This window comes from Hyalangium gracile, from assembly GCF_020103725.1.
In the GTDB taxonomy this organism is placed as follows: Bacteria; Myxococcota; Myxococcia; order Myxococcales; family Myxococcaceae; genus Hyalangium; species Hyalangium gracile.
The window spans coordinates 436,457-453,184 of sequence record NZ_JAHXBG010000004.1; the positions used below are offsets into that span (position 1 = coordinate 436,457).

Annotated in this window: 12 protein-coding genes; 6 read left to right on the forward strand and 6 right to left on the reverse strand. The window is 67.6% G+C overall.

The window, feature by feature from the left end; genetic code table 11:
- Nucleotides 1–381 precede the first annotated feature (381 nt).
- Complete coding sequence (locus KY572_RS10650) at nt 382–3,408, reverse strand: pentapeptide repeat-containing protein (RefSeq protein ID WP_224242439.1); 3,027 nt, start codon at nt 3,406–3,408, stop codon at nt 382–384.
- Nucleotides 3,409–4,140: 732 nt separating this feature from the next.
- On the opposite strand from KY572_RS10650, the gene KY572_RS10655 reads away from it, so the two are divergent.
- The 4 genes from KY572_RS10655 (at nt 4,141) to rnk (ending at nt 5,955) form a co-directional block, all read left to right on the forward strand.
- Nucleotides 4,141–4,371, forward strand: a complete 231-nt coding sequence (locus tag KY572_RS10655; protein WP_224242440.1) for a hypothetical protein — start codon at nt 4,141–4,143, stop codon at nt 4,369–4,371.
- Complete coding sequence (locus KY572_RS10660) at nt 4,368–4,664, forward strand: DUF421 domain-containing protein (RefSeq protein ID WP_224242545.1); 297 nt, start codon at nt 4,368–4,370, stop codon at nt 4,662–4,664. The genes KY572_RS10655 and KY572_RS10660 overlap by 4 nt, the downstream gene beginning before the upstream one ends.
- Before the next feature lie 354 nt (nt 4,665–5,018).
- The gene (locus tag KY572_RS10665) at nt 5,019–5,486 is read left to right on the forward strand and encodes a CBS domain-containing protein (protein ID WP_224242441.1); all 468 of its coding nucleotides are present in this window, start codon (nt 5,019–5,021) and stop codon (nt 5,484–5,486) included.
- A 61-nt stretch (nt 5,487–5,547) separates the two neighbouring features.
- Nucleotides 5,548–5,955, forward strand: a complete 408-nt coding sequence (gene rnk / locus KY572_RS10670; protein ID WP_224242442.1) for a nucleoside diphosphate kinase regulator — start codon at nt 5,548–5,550, stop codon at nt 5,953–5,955.
- A 112-nt stretch (nt 5,956–6,067) separates the two neighbouring features.
- On the opposite strand, the gene KY572_RS10675 is transcribed toward rnk, so the two are convergent.
- From KY572_RS10675 to KY572_RS10695, 5 genes are all read right to left on the reverse strand, one after another.
- Nucleotides 6,068–8,827 carry a valine--tRNA ligase gene (locus tag KY572_RS10675; protein WP_224242443.1) on the reverse strand — a complete coding sequence of 920 codons (2,760 nt, stop codon included), beginning with the start codon at nt 8,825–8,827 and terminating at the stop codon, nt 6,068–6,070.
- A gap of 125 nt (nt 8,828–8,952) precedes the next feature.
- Entirely contained in the window at nt 8,953–9,498 is a 546-nt protein-coding gene (locus KY572_RS10680) for a hypothetical protein (RefSeq protein WP_224242444.1), read from the reverse strand.
- A 14-nt stretch (nt 9,499–9,512) separates the two neighbouring features.
- A complete protein-coding gene (locus KY572_RS10685) occupies nt 9,513–9,890 on the reverse strand; it encodes a hypothetical protein (protein WP_224242445.1) in 378 nt (125 codons plus the stop codon).
- A gap of 103 nt (nt 9,891–9,993) precedes the next feature.
- A complete protein-coding gene (locus tag KY572_RS10690) occupies nt 9,994–10,737 on the reverse strand; it encodes a LytR/AlgR family response regulator transcription factor (RefSeq protein WP_224242446.1) in 744 nt (247 codons plus the stop codon).
- Nucleotides 10,734–11,759: a sensor histidine kinase gene (locus KY572_RS10695; protein WP_224242447.1), complete on the reverse strand. Its 1,026-nt coding sequence runs from the start codon at nt 11,757–11,759 to the stop codon at nt 10,734–10,736. Before KY572_RS10695 ends, KY572_RS10690 begins: the two co-directional genes overlap by 4 nt.
- A gap of 219 nt (nt 11,760–11,978) precedes the next feature.
- Here KY572_RS10695 and KY572_RS10700 point away from each other — a divergent pair, with 219 nt between their 5' ends.
- Nucleotides 11,979–14,444, forward strand: coding sequence for a WD40 repeat domain-containing protein (locus tag KY572_RS10700; protein ID WP_224242448.1), 2,466 nt, complete (start codon nt 11,979–11,981; stop codon nt 14,442–14,444).
- A 15-nt stretch (nt 14,445–14,459) separates the two neighbouring features.
- A complete protein-coding gene (locus KY572_RS10705) occupies nt 14,460–16,718 on the forward strand; it encodes a serpin family protein (RefSeq protein ID WP_224242449.1) in 2,259 nt (752 codons plus the stop codon).
- Nucleotides 16,719–16,728 lie beyond the last annotated feature (10 nt).

Below are 16,728 nucleotides of genomic sequence, written 5' to 3' on the forward strand. Positions count from 1 at the left end.
CTCCAAGGCTTCGGCCACCTCCTGCGCGGTGCCGCGCTCCTCCGTTCGCACCGATATGTGCAGGCCATGGGCGGTGAGATCCGCGTGCGCAGTGAGCTGGGCACGGCGCCACCTTCGAGGTGGTGCTGCCCCCGGCCCTGGAGGACGCGTTGACGGAGCCCCTGCGCCATCCGTCCTGATGAGCGTTCGATTGCCGCCGCCTCCACTCATCAAGACGTCACAACGGACCTGTCGTTGCCAGCAGCCGCAGGTAGGCTTCCCTCACCTCCGCATTCGTGTGCAGTTCAAGGGACCGCTCGTAGCACCTGCGCACCGCTGTGGTCGCGCCGCGCATCAAGCTGGCGTGTCTGGGCATAGAACTCCACCGCTTGGTGGCGATCCTCAGCTCTCAGTTGCAGCCTCGTCCTCCGCAAGCCGTGCGCCTGCAGCTCTCGGGTCGAAAGAATGCGGCCACCGTGTCTTGTGTGAGTAGATCGCATGCAATCCCACATCGGGCTCTGCCAGAATGGCTCCAGCGAGGTTTGCTTCAGCGAGGTTTGCTTCAGCGAGGTTTGCTTCAGCGAGGTTTGCTTCAGCGAGGTTTGCTCCAGCGAGGTTTGCTCCAGCGAGGTTGGCCTTAGTGAGATCAGTTCTAGTGAGGATGGCCTCCTCGAGGATGGCTGCACGCAACTTGGCACCACTCATGCTGGCCCCAGTGAGGTCGGCCTCACGGAGAAGCGCCCCAGTGAGGTCGGCCTCACGGAGGAGCGCCCCAGTCAGGTTGGCCCCAGTCAGGTTGGCCTCAGTCAGGGTGGCCTCAAAGAGGTTGGCCCCAGAGAGGTTGGCCCCAGAGAGGTTGGCCCCAGAGAGGTCGGCCCCAGTAAGAATGGCCCTAGTGAGGTCGGCCTCAGTGAGATTGGCCCCTACGAGGAAAGCTAAGAAGACGTGGGCCCTAGAGAGGTTGGCCCCAGTGAGGTCGCTCCCAGAGAGGTTGGCATCAGTGAGGTTAGAACCCATGAGAAGGGAACGGGTTAGCTGGGCGTCAGTAAGGTCGGCTCCAGACAGGTCAGCATTGAAGAGTTCTGCAGCCTCATGTTGGAGCTTGCTTCCATGCACTATTGAACTTCTTCCAGAAACCCAAAACCAAGCGAGCAATGACCGTAACGCACGCGGTCCTTTCGCCTTGATGCCGGGCCCATCAATCATGCTACCGATGGCGAGTGCAGCCGCGCGCAGTGGTGCTCGGACGTCATCCTCGATCGATGATATATCTCTCTTGCCGAAGTCTTGCGACTCGTCGTTGAACTCCTCGGACGCCCACTCGAAAAGCTCTTCACGCTCGCTCTTAATAAAGCCTTCGATTACTCTGGGTGCGTCACTCGGATATTCGACAATCTCGATGAGGAAGTCGACTGCGCGTTCCTCTTGCTCATATAGAAGTTCACCCTCGAGAAGGACGCGCATCCACTTTGTGCGCTCCTTTCCTTTGGCTGCGAGGATGCGGCGGAGTTGTGTGGCCCAGAAGCGCCCGACAAGGTATTCGCGGAACGACTTGTGACCGAAGAGTAGCGCGTGATCCTCCCCTTCCGGATCTGACTGCAGCGCGAGGAGCAAACCTCCACAGATTGTTTGGACAACATCACGCTCGATGCGAAGTTCGAGTTCGTCGCGCACCAACTCTTCGACATGGTGCCTGTACAGAGACTCCTTCCGATTCGCCAAGCAATGTGCCTTCCAGGCAGCGCGCGACATGAGCCATAGCATCGCATCGCGAGGCTCATCCTTGGAGCCGATAATTCCCTGTTTGAGCAGCGCATCACGCAGCTGCTTCGAGGCATCGAGAACCCGGCCATGTTCGGCTCGCACATCCATTTCGTGTTTGCCGCGGGCAATCTGGCGGAAGAAAGTCTCGTAGAGCGCGACACGGGGAACTTTGCCTCCGCCGAGTTCGTCCCAGGTGAAGGCAGTCATGAAGAGGAGAATGGGGGTCTGTGCCAACTCGATGAGTTTGCGAGCAGCGATCTCCTCAAGTGAAAGACTTGCTTTCTTCTCTGGTACGCGGGCCAGGAAGTTCCACCGGGAGAGCCATGTACCGGCCTGGCTTTCCGCACCTTCAGTCGACCACGGTTGCAGTTGTAGAACGGGAATGCCGAGCTTCGCTATCTTGGAGCGCGGCAACACCAGCGGTCGCGACAGGACGACGCAGCGCCAGTCAGCGCTGGTCATGCGCTCAAGGTGATCGAACATCCTCTCCTGTGCGCTCGTGCCAAGCACGACCTCATCGAAGCCGTCCACAATGAACAGTACACGCTGGCCGGCGGGTAGCGAGAAGGCAGGCTCCTGCTCTGCGAACTCAAGTCCGAGGTGCTGACGCGCCTGTCGGTGGAGGGCACGTTGTGCGACGAGGCCCATATTCTCGACTGTTGCTGCATCCAGATCGTCGGCGCAACGAATGAACACTGGAAAGTAGCAAGTAGGACCAGGCGCGGTGGAATCGAGATACTCTCGCGCGAGATCAAGGGCTAGGCGCCGTGCCGTAAGCGACTTGCCAAGCCCCATGTCCGCCTCGACCACGACGACGCGATTGGCCTGAAGTAGCTCTCGCAGGAATCCAAGGACCGGACGCGGTGTCTGTCTATCACTTGGTCCGTTGGTACGGAGCGCCGATGGTTCGACGTACATCTCGGCGAGCGGCAAATACGGTAGTTGCTCGTGATGAGCTACGTTGCCAAACACGTGACGGGCTCCCCACCCGGCGACGTCCTGTACGAGCAACTGCCGGACTGCGTCAGCGCGCTGTCCCTGGAGGCCTTCAAGATAGCGGCGCACCTCCTCGCCGTCGTGACCCGCAAGCGCGGTACCGTAGGCAAGCCGGAAGAACTGCTCGAAGCTGCGCCTTCGGTCTGGCGCGAGCAGCGGCGGATCCCAAGCGGCGTCGGTAAGAGTTTTCCAGAGCGCTTGATACCAGGGCGTGCGGAGTGGGTCGCCAACTAGGCTGCGCAGGTAGAGTTCCTGCTTGGCAGCGTTGGGGTGGTCGGCGGCCATGGCCGGGGTCCAGTGCTCCTGCAACCGTGCCGCGAACTGGTCCTGGATGGCGCCGAGATCGATATCCGGATCGGAGAAGCCGTACGCGCGACACCGTCCCCAGGCATCGGCGAAGGCGCCCATGATGAGGAGCACTTGCCTCCGAGCCGCAGGTGGGACGTCGTTCTTCTGCGACGCCTCTTGGGCGGCGAGGAGGTGCTCGACCACCGCGTTTGCCTCGCGAGAGCTAGCACGCAGGTTCCGTCGCTCGGACATCCATCCGCGGAACGCACTGTATCCTCCCTTGAGCGCAAGTCCGAGAGACAGCGCATCACCGACGACCGCCGTAGCGACCTTCATTAGATCCGCATCGAGCACAGCGGAAATGGGGTTGGGATCGACCATCCCACACTTATTAGCCGGAACAGCAGGGCCTGTCGCCGGATTCTCAGGTTGCGCGGCGCTGAGGTGGCCCACCACTCGTTCGGGCTTCTTGCTCCTCTTTGCTTACGGTTTGTCCACGAGGCTGGAGGTGGGGCGACGCTTCAGCGCGGGCAAAGGCAAGTAGCAGGTGCCCTTGAACTGAGCCTGCCCCCCACCTGACGCACTCAAACACATCCAGCGCGAATGTTCTGCGCAGCAATCCAGGCCAGTCCAGTCGCGGCGTCCGCTTCTTATTCATCTCCTGCCTCGCCGCTGCCTCAGGCGCCTCTCTTGCCGCCCCTCCTCCTCCTGGGGGAGCAGAAATGGCTGGAAGTCCTATGGGACCTGAACTCGGCCGAGTTGGAGCGCTCTCACCAGAGGCGCCGAGCGGCGGGTTCGATTCCTGCCGCTTCCAAGCAGCAAGGAACTCCGTGGCGCCAGCTCGAAGCTCCTGAGCTTACTGCGGGGCACCGGGGGCCGGCGCTGGGGAGGATAAGAGGGGGCGTAACACGCATCACCCCGATCCCGAGCTGCCTGCAGAGCGGGTGGGTACAGCCTCCACCCGCCTGCCCGTGCCCAGCAGGACGCGTGGCCTCCTGGCATAGGGATGCTTACCCTTGGCGTTCGGCCAGCTGGAGGATGGCCTGATGCCAGAGCGCGGCATGCGCGCGAGGCGGATGAACGGCGTGCTAGTCGAGAGCGAGGAGTGGGACGATGATGGACTGGGCAGAGATCTTCCGTTTCAGCGTGCCAGTAGGGGAGACCCTCCTGCGCGGCACAGTGATGTTCCTGGCGATCTACGCCATCGCCCGCGTGGCCGGGAAGAGGGAGGCCGGCGCGCACTCGCTCACGGACCTGCTCGTCGTCGTGCTCGTAGCGGAGGCCGCCGCGCACGGTATGACGGGAGAGGCGAAGGGGGGCTGGACAGCCTGTTGCTGGTCGTGACCATCTTCGCCTGGAGCGTGGCGCTTGATGCGCTAGCCTACCGGTTTCCGGCCCTCGCGCCGCTGCTCAAGTCCCGGCCCGTGCCGCTGATCCGGGACGGGCAGATCAACCAGCGCGCGCTCCGCCGTGAGTTCATGAATCGTGAGGAGCTGATGGCGGAGCTCCGGATGCATGGAGTCACGGACGTGAAGGACGTCGCCCGCGCCTACCTCGAGCCAAGTGGGATGATCAGTGTCATCCGCGCGGACCGCAAAGAGGCTGACTCGCCCGCGAAGCCGCACGCCATCGGCTGACGCTCCCTGGGAATAGGCCGCCCCCTTCGCCGGTTGCCAGGGGAGGACCGGAGTGACAACCTTCTGTCTGGGCCCCGCCGGTTCCTCTCACCTCCCAGGAGCTTTGACGTGCGCACGTGTCCAACCCTCGCTTCGTTCAGCATCCGCTCGGACGGGCAGGGTCTGCGTGCGCTTCGCTTCGTGATGCACAGGGCAGCCGCCTGGCTCGAGGCTCTGGCCGTCGCTTCCCGCTAGCCGGGAGCTGCTGACGGCCGGACCACGCCTGATGATCCATGTCTCGCGTGCGCGGCCCGCTGGGCCCTGGCCGGGGTCTGCCCGCGCCACGCCTCCACCCTTTTCCCACAGGAGCTTCCCATGCCCACGTTCGTTCGCGACCTGATGCTCAAGAACGTCGCCGTCCTCCCCCCTCGGGCCACGCTGCGCGAAGCGGCGGCGTCCATGGCTCGCTCGCGCCGAGGCCTCCTCGTCATCGCGGATGCGGAGCGAGTCCACGGACTGCTGACGATGCGTCGGCTCATCCTGGGCGCCGAGGCTGCTGCCCAGGGGTTCCCCATCCATGGGGTGGGTGATCTGGCCAACAGCCGCTTCGTCCTCACACACGAGGACGAGCGCCTCACGCAGCTCTCCACACGCATGGTGCGCGCCGGCACAGGCCGGGCCGTTGTCGTTGACGAGGACGGGCAGGTGCTCGGCGTCGTGACGACGCTGGAGCTCGCACGAGCGGAGCGACGGCGGCGGCGGCTTCGTTCCGTGGAACTCTCGTCCGAAGACTCGTTCCCTGCAAGTGACCCTCCCTCGTGGACGGGCGCCGTGGCTGGCTGAGCCGACCTTGATCCTTCCACCGCTTCCCCTGGAAGCAGAACCCTTGAAGAGAGGATGAACCATGACCCGGAATCCGCGAATCTTCATCAGCCGTTCGGACTTCAACCGCCTCCAGCGCCTCCTCGACCAGCAGGGGGATGGGCGCGACGCGCCCCTCGCGGAGCGTCTGGACCAGGAACTCGCCCGCGCAGAGGTGGTGGAGCAGGTGCCACCCGGCGTCGTGGCGATGAACAGCACCGTGCTCTTCGAGGAGGAAGAGACGGGCACGCGCCGCCAGATCAAGCTCTGCTACCCCCAGGAGGCGCGCTCCGAGGAGGGCTGCATCTCCGTCCTCGCGCCCATTGGCAGCGCGCTGCTCGGGCTCTCCGAGGGACAGCGCATCGAGTGGGAGGTCCCGGGTGGCCGTCGGCGGCTGCGCATCGTCGCGGTGCCCGGACAGCCCCAGGCCCCCAAACGGCCCGCGGCATGAAGCCTGCGCCTGACGCCCTCCATCTCTCTCGAAGACGAGAGCCGAGCAGGAGCTCGCTGCCTGCACCCTGGAGCGCAGCTCCTGCCAGACGGGGCGGGTTTGTTCTCAGCGGTCAGGCGCCAAGCCGGCGATGCTGCTCCCTCAGCGTGGCCAGCTGCTGGGTCCAGTCCGTCAGACGTTGGCGCTCCTGGGCCACCACCGCCGCAGGGGCGTTGTTGACGAAGGTCTCGCTCCCGAGCTTGGTGTTGCACTTCGCGATATCGCCCTCCAGGCGCTTCATCTCCTTCTCCAGCCGGGCTCGCTCGGCCGATAGATCGATCAGCCCGGCCAGCGGCATCAACAGCCTCAGCTCACCGACGATCGCGGTGGCCGAGGCGGGCGCTTCGCCCTCGAGCCAGGCGATGGACTCGAGGCGGGCGAGGAAGCTCAACCCCGCCTGGAAGCGCTGAATGCGCTCGCGATCCTCGGCGCCGCCTCCTTGCAGGAGCAGAGGGACGGGCCGGGTCGGCGAGATGTTCATCTCGCTGCGGATGCGCCGCAGCTGCGAGACGGACGCCTTGAGCCACTCGATGTCCGCCTCGGCCCTGCCGTAGTCGCCGCTGAACTGCTTCGGCTCCGGATAGGGCTGCGTGCTGATCGACTCACCCGTGAGGCCGAGCTTCGGTGCGACGGCGTGCCAGATCTCCTCCGTGATGAAGGGGATCAACGGGTGCAGCAGCCGCAGCGTGGTCTCCAGCACGAACAGCAGCGTGTGACGCGTGCTGTGGGCCTCCTCGCTGTCTCCGCCCGTGAGCGCCGGCTTGGCCAACTCGAGGAACCAGTCGCAGTACTCGTTCCAGGTGAACTCGTACAGCGCCTGCGAGACCAGGTCGAAGCGGTACGCGGCGAACTGGGCTTCGACTTCGCGCACGGTGCGTGCCAGGCGCGAGAGGATCCAGCGCTCGGCGTCCGTCTTCGGAGTGGGGCTTCCCGAGGCCGTGAAGCCCTCGCAGTTCATCAGCGCGAAGCGCGCCGCGTTCCAGAGCTTGTTGCAGAAGGCCTTGTAGCCCTCGGCCCGCTTGAGGTCGAACTTGATGTCGCGGCCATGCGTCGCGAGCGAGGCGAAGGTGAAGCGCAGCGCATCCGTGCCGTGGGCCGCGATGCCGTTGGGGAACTCCTTGCGCGTCGCCTTCTCGATCTTCTGCGCCATCTGCGGCTGCATCAGGCCGCTGGTGCGCTTGGCGAGCAGCGCCTCGAGCGTGATGCCATCGATGATGTCGATCGGATCGAGGATGTTGCCCTTGGCCTTGGACATCTTCTGCCCTTCGTGGTCTCGCACCAGGCCCGTGATGTACACGTCCCGGAAGGGCACCTTCCCCGTGAAGTGGTCCGTCATCATGATCATCCGGGCCACCCAGAAGAAGATGATGTCGAAGCCCGTCACCAGCACGGACGTGGGCAGGTAGCGATCGTAGCCGTACTTGCGCATCAGCTCCGGGTCGGGCCAGCCGAGCGTGCCGTGGGACCACAGCGCCGAGCTGAACCACGTCTCGAGCACGTCGCTGTCACGGGTGAGGGCCACGTCCGCCGCGAGCCCGTGCCGGGCGCGGACCTCGGCCTCGTCGCGGCCGACGAAGATTCCTCCGGAGGCGTCGTACCAGGCGGGGATGCGGTGACCCCACCAGAGCTGCCGGCTGATGCACCAGTCCTGGATGTTGCCCATCCAGTGCCGGTACGTGCTGATCCAGTTCTCCGGCACGAAGCGCACGGAGCCGTTCTCCACCAGCTCGAGCCCGCGCTTCGCCAGTGAGTCCATCTTCACGAACCACTGGCTCGTCAGATACGGCTCGATGACCTGACCGGTGCGGTCTCCTCGGGGCACCTGGAGCTTGTGCTTCTTCTCCTCGACCAGCAGCCCGGCCGCGGTGAGGTCCGCCAGCACGGCCTTGCGGGCCACGTAGCGATCGAGCCCGCGGTACTTCTCCGGCGCGTTCTCGTTGAGCGTCGCCTCCGGGGTGAAGATGTTGATCATCGGCAGCGAGTGCCGCTGGCCGACCGCGTAGTCATTGAAGTCGTGCGCCGGGGTGATCTTCACGCAGCCGGTGCCGAAGGCCTTGTCGACGTAGGCGTCGGCGATGATGGGAATCTCCCGGTCCGTCAGCGGCAGCTTCACCCGCTTGCCCACCCACTGCGTGTAGCGCTCGTCCTCCGGGTGCACCGCCACCGCCACATCGCCCAGCAGCGTCTCCGGGCGCGTGGTCGCCACGACCAGCGCGCCGCTGCCGTCCGCGAGCGGGTAGGAGATGGACCAGAGCTTGCCGTCCTCCTCCTCGTTGACCACCTCCAGGTCGGAGATGGCCGTCTTGAGGACCGGATCCCAGTTCACCAGGCGCTGGCCTCGGTAGATGAGGCCCTCCTCGTACAGGCGCACGAAGGTCTCGATGACGGCCTTGCTCAGGCCCTCGTCCATGGTGAAGCGCTCGCGGCTCCAGTCCCCGGAGGTGCCCAGGCGGCGCATCTGCCGGGTGATGGTGTTGCCCGACGTCTGCTTCCACTCCCACACCTTCTCGATGAACTTCTCGCGGCCGAGCCCCTCGCGGGTCAGGTTCTCGAGCGCCAGGTTGCGCGCGACCACCATCTCCGTGGCGATGCCTGCATGGTCGGTGCCGACCTGCCAGAGGGTGTCGAAGCCGCGCATGCGGTGGTAACGAATGAGCGCATCCTGCAACGTGTGCTGGAAGGCGTGGCCCATGTGCAGGGTGCCGGTGACGTTCGGCGGCGGCAGCATGATGGTGTAGGGCGTGCCCTGGCCGGTGGGCTTGAAGCAGCCGCTGGCCTCCCATCGCGCGTACCACTTCGATTCGATGGTGCTCGGTTCGAAGCTCTTGTCCATGGAGCAGGACTTCCGATACTCGCGGCGCCCGGTCAAGCTGACATTCACGTCCGCAGGGGGCGAGCCCGTGCGTGCCACGCCCTGGCACGTTCTCACCCTCCCCGCAGCCAACCGCACCCGCGCTGTCAGTAGAATGGCCCTTCGTCGGCGCCGAGCTGCTGTGCCGCCTTCTCCCAGGACGCCCCCCGCTCGTCGTCCGACCAGTGGGTGACGATGCTGCCTCCGCGGCTCACCTCGCTCACGGCGCTCATCGCCGCCAGGTGGGCGTCCCCCGTGACGAACTCGTACATGGCCGCTTCATCCTTCCAGACGGTGAGCGTGCGCTCCGCCTGGCAGCGCTCGGAAGAGGCGAACGCGACGGCCATCAGCCCTGGCTGGCTGCGCAGCGCCTCGCCGATGGGGCCGACGAGCTCCCGGAAGCGGGCCTGGGCCTGCGCGTCCGTCTTCATCTTCAGGCACGTGCTGCTCACGATGTACTGGCCGGGCGCCAGGGTTCCGTCCGCCCGGACCGCCGGTCCGAACAGCGGAACCTCACGGAGGAGATCCTCCTCGAGCCGACCGCACGTGCAGTCCGCCAGCTCATCCACGGGCGGAGGCGGGTCGATCGGCTTCGTCGAGTCACAGGCCAGCAGGCTGAGCGTTGCGAGGCAGGAGGTGAGAATGCGCTTCATGGGTACAGCTCCTTTCAGAGGGACGACTCAGGACGACAAGAGGACGGCTCGGAGACGGCGCCGAAGAGCAGCGGGGCAAAGGACCGCCCGAGCTTGGCCGAGGTGAAGCTCTCCGCACGGGCCAGTACCCGCACCGAGACCTCGGGCGTTCCAACAGCCGAGGAGCGCAGCGTGGCCACCCAGTGGTGGCCTCCCGCCGCGTCCCGCACCCGCAGGTACAGGTAGCTGCCAGCCGGCAGGCGCTCCTCGACGTGGCCACACACCGTGTAGCGGGCGGCGGCGGCGAGCGAGTAGCGAACGAGCGGGTTGCTCCCCGTCGAGGAGCGAGAGGCGACGGCGGTCAGCGCCACCAGTCCGCCCAGGGCCATCATCCACGGCAGCGTGCGTTTCATGCCCCCAAGGTAGAGGCCGGCGCCTGGCTACCGAGCGACGCCCGACCAGTGGCTCCGCGGCGGGGATGAACGGCGGCCCATGGACGACGAGCGGCGGCCCCGCTCACCCCGGAGCGCCACTCAGCCCGAGCCCCTCCTTCACCGCCGACAGCAGACGGCGGCTGACGCGCGCGACCTGGCCGTCCCGCAGCTCCACCGCGAACGAGCCCTCCACGGTGCGCAGTGCCTTGATGCTGCCCATGTGCACCAGCTCCCCCCGATGCACTCGCAGGAAGCCCAGCCCGCGCAGGCGCTCCTCCAGGGCGCTCAGGGACTCCTCCGTCACCTGCTCCGCTCCGTCCGCCTGGAAGAGCGTGTACTTGTCCGCCGCCCAGAAGCGGGTGATGTCGCGCGCGTCGAAGAAGCGGATCGCCCCGGGCGTGCTGGTGACGACGCGCGTCGAGGCCCCCGCCGGCCGCACCGCCTCCAGCGCTCGGGAGACAGACTCCCGGGTCGCCAGCTGGCGCTGACGTGCGCGCTCCATCGCCGCGGCCAGCCGCTCCGGGCGCACCGGTTTGAGCAGGTAGTCCACGGCGTTCACCTCGAACGCCTGCACCGCGTGCTCGTCATAGGCGGTGACGAAGATCAGCGGTGGAAGGTCCGTGTAGCGCTGCGCGAGGGTCAGCCCGTCCAGCCCCGGCATGCGGATGTCCAGCAGCAGCAGCTCCGGCTGGAGCACCTCCACCTGGCGCAGGGCCTCATGGCCGTCCCCAGCTTCGCCCACCACCTCCACCCCGGCCACCGCCTCGAGCATGCGGCGCAGACGGCTGCGCGCCGGTTCCTCGTCATCCACGATGAGGACCCTCATGCCATGCCTCCCAGGGGCAGAGCGAGCAGCGCTCTGCATCCACCCCTGGATGCTGGCTCCAGCTTGAAGGCTCCCCGCTCGCCATAGACCAGCCGCACCCGCTCTCGGAGATCCCTCACGCTCGTCTGGGTGCCTCGGTGCTCCGAGGCGCCCGGCCCCGGACCGTCGTCCTCCACGGCCAGGGTGACTCGGTCCTCATCGAGCCGCACGCGGATGCTCACGTGGACCTCCTGCCGGTTGGCCAGGCCGTGGAGGATGGCGTTCTCCACCAGCGGCTGCAGCAGCAGCGGCGGCACCTGAAAGCCGGCCGAGCCCTCATCGAACTCCAGCTCCACCTTCAGTCGCGAGCCATAGCGCGCCTGCTGGATGGCGATGTAGTCGCGCACCATGTCCACCTCGCGCCGCAGCGGCACCATGCGCGTCTTCGAGCTCTCCAGGGCATAGCGGAACAGATCCGCCAGTCGCTCGAGCGTGCGCTCCGCGAGCTCGGGATCCCGAGGGATGAAGCTGGCCACCGCGTTGAGGGTGTTGAAGAAGAAGTGGGGGTGGATGCGCGCATGCAGCGCCTCGATCTGGGCCTGCAGCGCCGCCTGACGCTCGGCCTGCGCCATGCGCTCGCTGAGGACCGCTCGGTTGCGCAGCCGCTGGACGATGAGCGCTGGGAAGAGGACGGCCCCGGAGATGATGACGCACGTCACGTAGAAATGGAGCGAGCCGTTCGGACTGCCGCCATACCGGCTCATCCCCGGCCTCATCAGCCAGCCAATCCCGATGGCCACGACGAAGGTGACCGCCAGGTGCAGGGCGCCCCTCGCCACCGGGCTCCGGAGCCGCCGGAGCAGTCCTGGCATCACCCAGCGGTAGAGGAGGTGGAAGGTGGGCGCCAGCACGACCCAGGGGATGAAGGCGGTCACCAGCATCTCGAGCGCGACGTCCAGGGGCACGGAGAAGAGCTCGTGCTTGAGCAGCGGCGCGGCGGCGAGCGCGCTGATCGGGTAGAGCCACACCATCTCCCGTGGCAACAGCTCGGCCTCGTCTGATGGGCGGAGCTCGGGGGGGCGGCTCTCCGCACTCGGGGCGTCTGGATCTCCCATGGGACCACGGTAACTCCTGGCCCCTGGCCGGAGAATGCCTCCGACGAACGGTCACTCCCTTCCGACGAGCGGCTCCCGGGTAGGGGAGGGGATTCCTCCCCTGGCCCGGGTTGGGCTACACCGAGGGCCAAGGAGCCCTGTGCGCCCATGGCCGACGAACTCCAGTCCCTGACCGATCTCTCCACCCTCGAGCGGCTCGTGAAGACCGAGGGGGTGGAGGCCCTCCTGGCCGCCCTGGACGCGGCGCTCGAGCGCGTCCCCGCGGACGCCCGGGCGCAAAAGGAGGAAGGCCTCTCGGTTGGACCCAGGACGCTGCGGATCATCCGGAGCGCGGTTGCGCTCGATGCCGGCTTCCTGGAGGCGCACCCCGAGGCGCTCTTCCAGTGCCTCTACAACCGCCTGCGCTGGTTCGATGCGCCCGACAGCGCGCCGCACTTCACCCCCGGCGCCAAGGGCCCATGGAGCCATCCGGAGGCGCACCTGTCCTCGCTCGCGCGGCAGTGGCGGCGCCAGTGGGAGGCGCGCGGCGGTGCGCCCTGGCTGGAGTCCCTGCTGCCCCTGCCCGGCGAGCTGGAGAGCGGCGACCAGGTCCTGCCTCATGGCGCTCAGGTGCTGTGCGCCGAGTACAGCCCCTCGGGAGACCGGCTGGCCACCGGCTCGTGGGATGAAGGGGAGAACGTGCGCATCTGGGATGTGGCCACCGGAGAGTGTCTCCACGTGATGGAGGGCCACGAGACGGAGGTGCTGGACGTGGCGTGGAGCGCGGACGGCAAGCGGCTCGCCTCCGGCTCGCGCGATCACGACGCGCGCATCTGGGACGCGGAGACGGGTGAGTTGCTGCACGCCATGACGGGCCAGGAGGGGCGGGTGACGTCGGTGGCGTTCAGCCCGGATGGGCGGCTGCTCGCCGCCGCGAACCTCGGGTGGATCGTTCGGCTGTTCGACACGGCCTCCGGAGAGGAGGTGCGGACGCTGGAGGGACACCAGCAGTCCGCCCTCAGTGTGGACTTCCACCCCTCGGGCCAGTGGCTTGCCTCGGGCTCGTCCGACGATACCGCGCGCATCTGGGACGTGCGGACCGGAGCCCAGGTGGCCTGCATCGAGACCGAGGGGGTCGTCCATTCCGTGGCCTTCAGTCCGGACGGGGAGTGGCTCGCGCTCACGGGGAGGGAGGGCATCTCCCTGGTCGAGACGCGGGGCTGGACGCGCGTGCGCAAGGCGGGAGGGGAGGACCCCTACTCCCAGGTGTCGTGGATCGGCAACACGCGGCTGGGCGTGCTCACCTACAACCGGCTGGAGGTGCTGGACGCGCGCAGCGGCGACGTCCTGCGCACCCGTCCCTATGTGTCCGATGGCAACGAGCGCAGCGCCGCCTTCCATCCGGAGGGCAAGCGCTTCGCCCTCACCGCGGCCGATGGTCGGGTGCGCGTGAGTGACGTGGACTCGGAGCCCGCCCCCTCCTTGCTGGCGGAGCAGGACGGCGTGCAGAACCTCTGGGGGCGCGTGGAGGGCGAGGTGGCCATCGTGCGCAAGCTCCAGGAGTCTCTCGCCGTCGATGCGCGGGGCCAGCTCCGCTCCCTCCCGAGCGATCCGGCGGAGGCGTACGGACAGCCGTGGAAGGCCAGCCCGGATGACGCGTGGATGGCCTACCCCGTCTCCCTCTTCGACGAGGAGCCCTCCCGCCTGGGCATCCGTCTGCTGGAGGTGAAGAGCCTCACCCCGGTGCGGTCGCTGTCCGTCCCGCCGGAGGCGTCGGGAGGCGAGACGGAGCTCTTCCTCGACGAGCGGCCCCTGGCGTTCTCGCCGGATGGCCAGCTCCTGGCGGCTGTCGTGGAGCCGGGAAAGGTGCGGCTGTGGCGCGTGTCCGATGGCGCGCTGCTGCACACGCTGGGCGGCCACGAGGGCCCCATCACCCTGGTGGAGTTCACGCCCGATGGCTCGTGCGTGGTGACCGGCTCCCCCGAGGACTCGCGCCTGCGGCTGCATGAGGTGAAGAGCGGCAAGGTGGTCGTGGACACCGAGGCCATCGTGAAGCCCGCGCCCGCGTATGGGGCCGCGGCCCGCGCTCCGCTCATCGCCGTGGGCCGGGAGTCGGGAGAGCTCGCGCTCTTCGAGCTGCCGACGGGCTCCCGACGGGTCATCCAGGCGTCCGAGGCGCCGGTCATCGGCGTGGGCCTGTCCGCGGATGGCTCGCTCGTGGCGGCCTGCTGCCGGGATGAGGTCGTGCGCATCTTCGATGCTCGGACGGGAGCGCTCGTGCGCGAGCTGCCCCAGCCCGCCCTGGCCTTCTACGTGGCCCTGGGCGAGCGCATGGTGGTCACCATGTCCAACGACCAGTACGCGCGCTTCTTCGAGCTCGCCACGGGCAAGCCGCTCGCGGAGATCCAGGGCAGCGTCACGCCCCGGGAGGCCGTGGGCCAGCCGCTCTGGGAGGCGCTGGGGGATGGGCCGTTCGCGCTCCACCGAAGGGAGGAGCTCACGCCCCTGGTCCACTTCCACGACACCATGGAGGCCACCGTCCTCCTGCGCGATGGGCTGATCGTGGGCCGCGGGCGCTCCGCGCGGGACATGCTCTACGTCCTGAAGCTCCACCTCCCGCCCTCGGCCTCGTGAGCAGCCCTTCGCCCCATGCGCCTCGACAAGCCTTCGAAGTCTCCCATCCCGACGCCTCCCGAGACCCAGGCCATCGGTCAGGCCGTCGCTCCCATCGCCAACAGCCATGCCTTCGCTGTCGAGCTCTGGGCGCGGAGCCGGCGGACGATGCCGGGCAACCAGGTCCTCTCTCCCGCGACGCTGAAGACCGCGCTGGTGATGCCCTGGAGCGGTGCCCGGGGACAGACCGCCTCCGAGATGCAGCGGGCGCTCCAGCTCGAGAGCACGAGCTACGACATCGTGTCTTCGGCGGGTCTGCTCCTCCATGCCTGGAACGCCGTCGCGGGGCGGGCCTTCCTGCGCGTGGCCAGCCGACTCTTCGGCGAGAAGGACTTCTCCTTCGCAGGCTCCTACCTGGACATGACCCACGTCACGTTCGGGGCCCCGCTGGGACTCGTGGGCTTCAAGGACTCGGCCAGGGCCGCGCGCTCCACCATCAACACGTGGGTTGCCCGCCAGACCGAGGGCCACATCCAGGCGCTCATCCCCGAGGGTGGTGTGGATGAGTCGACGCGCCTGGTGCTCGTCAACGCGCTCTGCTTCCAGGGTGAGTGGGACATCCCCTTCAGGAAGAAGCACAGCCGCCCCGAGGCCTTCTTCGGCCCAAAGGGCGCCCAGAAGCTCGTGCCCATGATGCACGGCATGGACCGCTTCCCCTTCGCGGCCCTGGACGGCGTCAAGGTGGTGGAGCTGCCCTATGAGGGGAGGGACCTGTCCCTGGTCTGCGTGCTCCCGGACGCGGTGGACGGGCTCGACGCGCTCGAGCAGGGGCTGACGAGCGCCCGCATCGAGCGCTGGCTGGCGGCACTGAAGCCCGAGCGGACCCGCATCTCCCTGCCGCGCTTCGAGGCCGTCCCCTCGGGCTCGCTCCTGCTGAACGATGTGTTGAAGTCGCTAGGGATGGAGCGGGCCTTCAGCCCGGCCCAGGCCGACTTCACCGGCATCGCCAGGCCGAGCGAGCCGGGCGACAACCTTGCCCTCAGCCGGGTCTTCCAGCACGCCTCCCTCAAGGTCTTCGAGCGCGGGAGTGAGACTCCCACGAGCGCCTCGGGCCCCTGGCCGCTCGAGCCCGGTGTCGAGCTGCCGCTCGTCAAGAGCGCCCAGGAGTTCCGCGCCGACCACCCCTTCCTGTTCTTCCTGCGCGACAAGCGCTCCGGCACGCTCCTCCTCATGGGCCGCGTGTGCGAGCCGGAGAGCGCCTCGCAGCGCCCGATCTCCTCTCCAGGGGATGGAGCGGCGACGAGCCCGTCACTCCCCGGCGGAGCCTGGCCCGCGGCTCGGGCGAACCCCGCGGCGGTCGCTCCGGACACGGAGCCCGAGCCCTTCGGCCGGTACGAGCTGCTCCGGAAGATCTCCAACGGCGGCACCTCGGAGCTGTGGCTCGCTCGCCCTCGGGATGCAGGGCGCTTCGCCCGGCCCCTGGCCATCAAGCGCTTCCGTCCCCAACTGGCGGAGGATCCAGAGTTCGTGCAGGTGCTCGAGGCGGAGGCGCTCATCGCCGCGCGCTTCCACCACCCGAACCTCGCCGAGGTCTACGAGTTCGGCCAGGCCGACGGTACCTGCTACCTCGCCATGGAGTACGTCGACGGCAAGGATCTGGGCCAGGTGCTGCGCAAGGCCTCGGGCGCCGGCCAGTGGATCTCCCGGCATCTGGCCCTGCGCATCATCGCCAGCGCGTGTGAAGGGCTGCACCACGCGCACACCCGGAGGGATGACGGTGGCCGTCCCCTGAAGATGGTGCACCGCGATCTGTCGCCGCGGAGCATCCTGCTCGGCTTCGACGGTCCGGTGAAGCTGGTGGACTTCGGCCTCGCTCATGCCGTGGCTCGGCTGGGGAACTCTGGACCCATCGACGTCAGGTTCCACTACATGGCTCCCGAGCAGGCCGCGGGCAAGGAGCTGGACGCTCGCACGGACATCTTCGCCCTGGGCATGGTGCTCTACGAGCTGCTCACCGGCGCGCTCCCCTTCAAGCGGGACTCGCAGCTGGCCACGCTCCAGGCGGCGCTGGAGTGCCGCATCCAGCCTCCGTCCCAGGTGGTGGACGTGCCTCCCGAGCTGGACCCCGTGGTGATGAACGCGCTGGCCCGCTCTCCGGATGAGCGCTACCGCGATGCGCGCCAGTTCCAGAAGGCGCTGGAGGAGCTGCTCGTCTCGCAGGGCTGGGTGGCCGGTTCCGTGCAGATCTCCGAGCTGATGGAGGCGCTCTTCGCGGACGGGCCGGAAGAGGGCTGAGCCCCGAGGC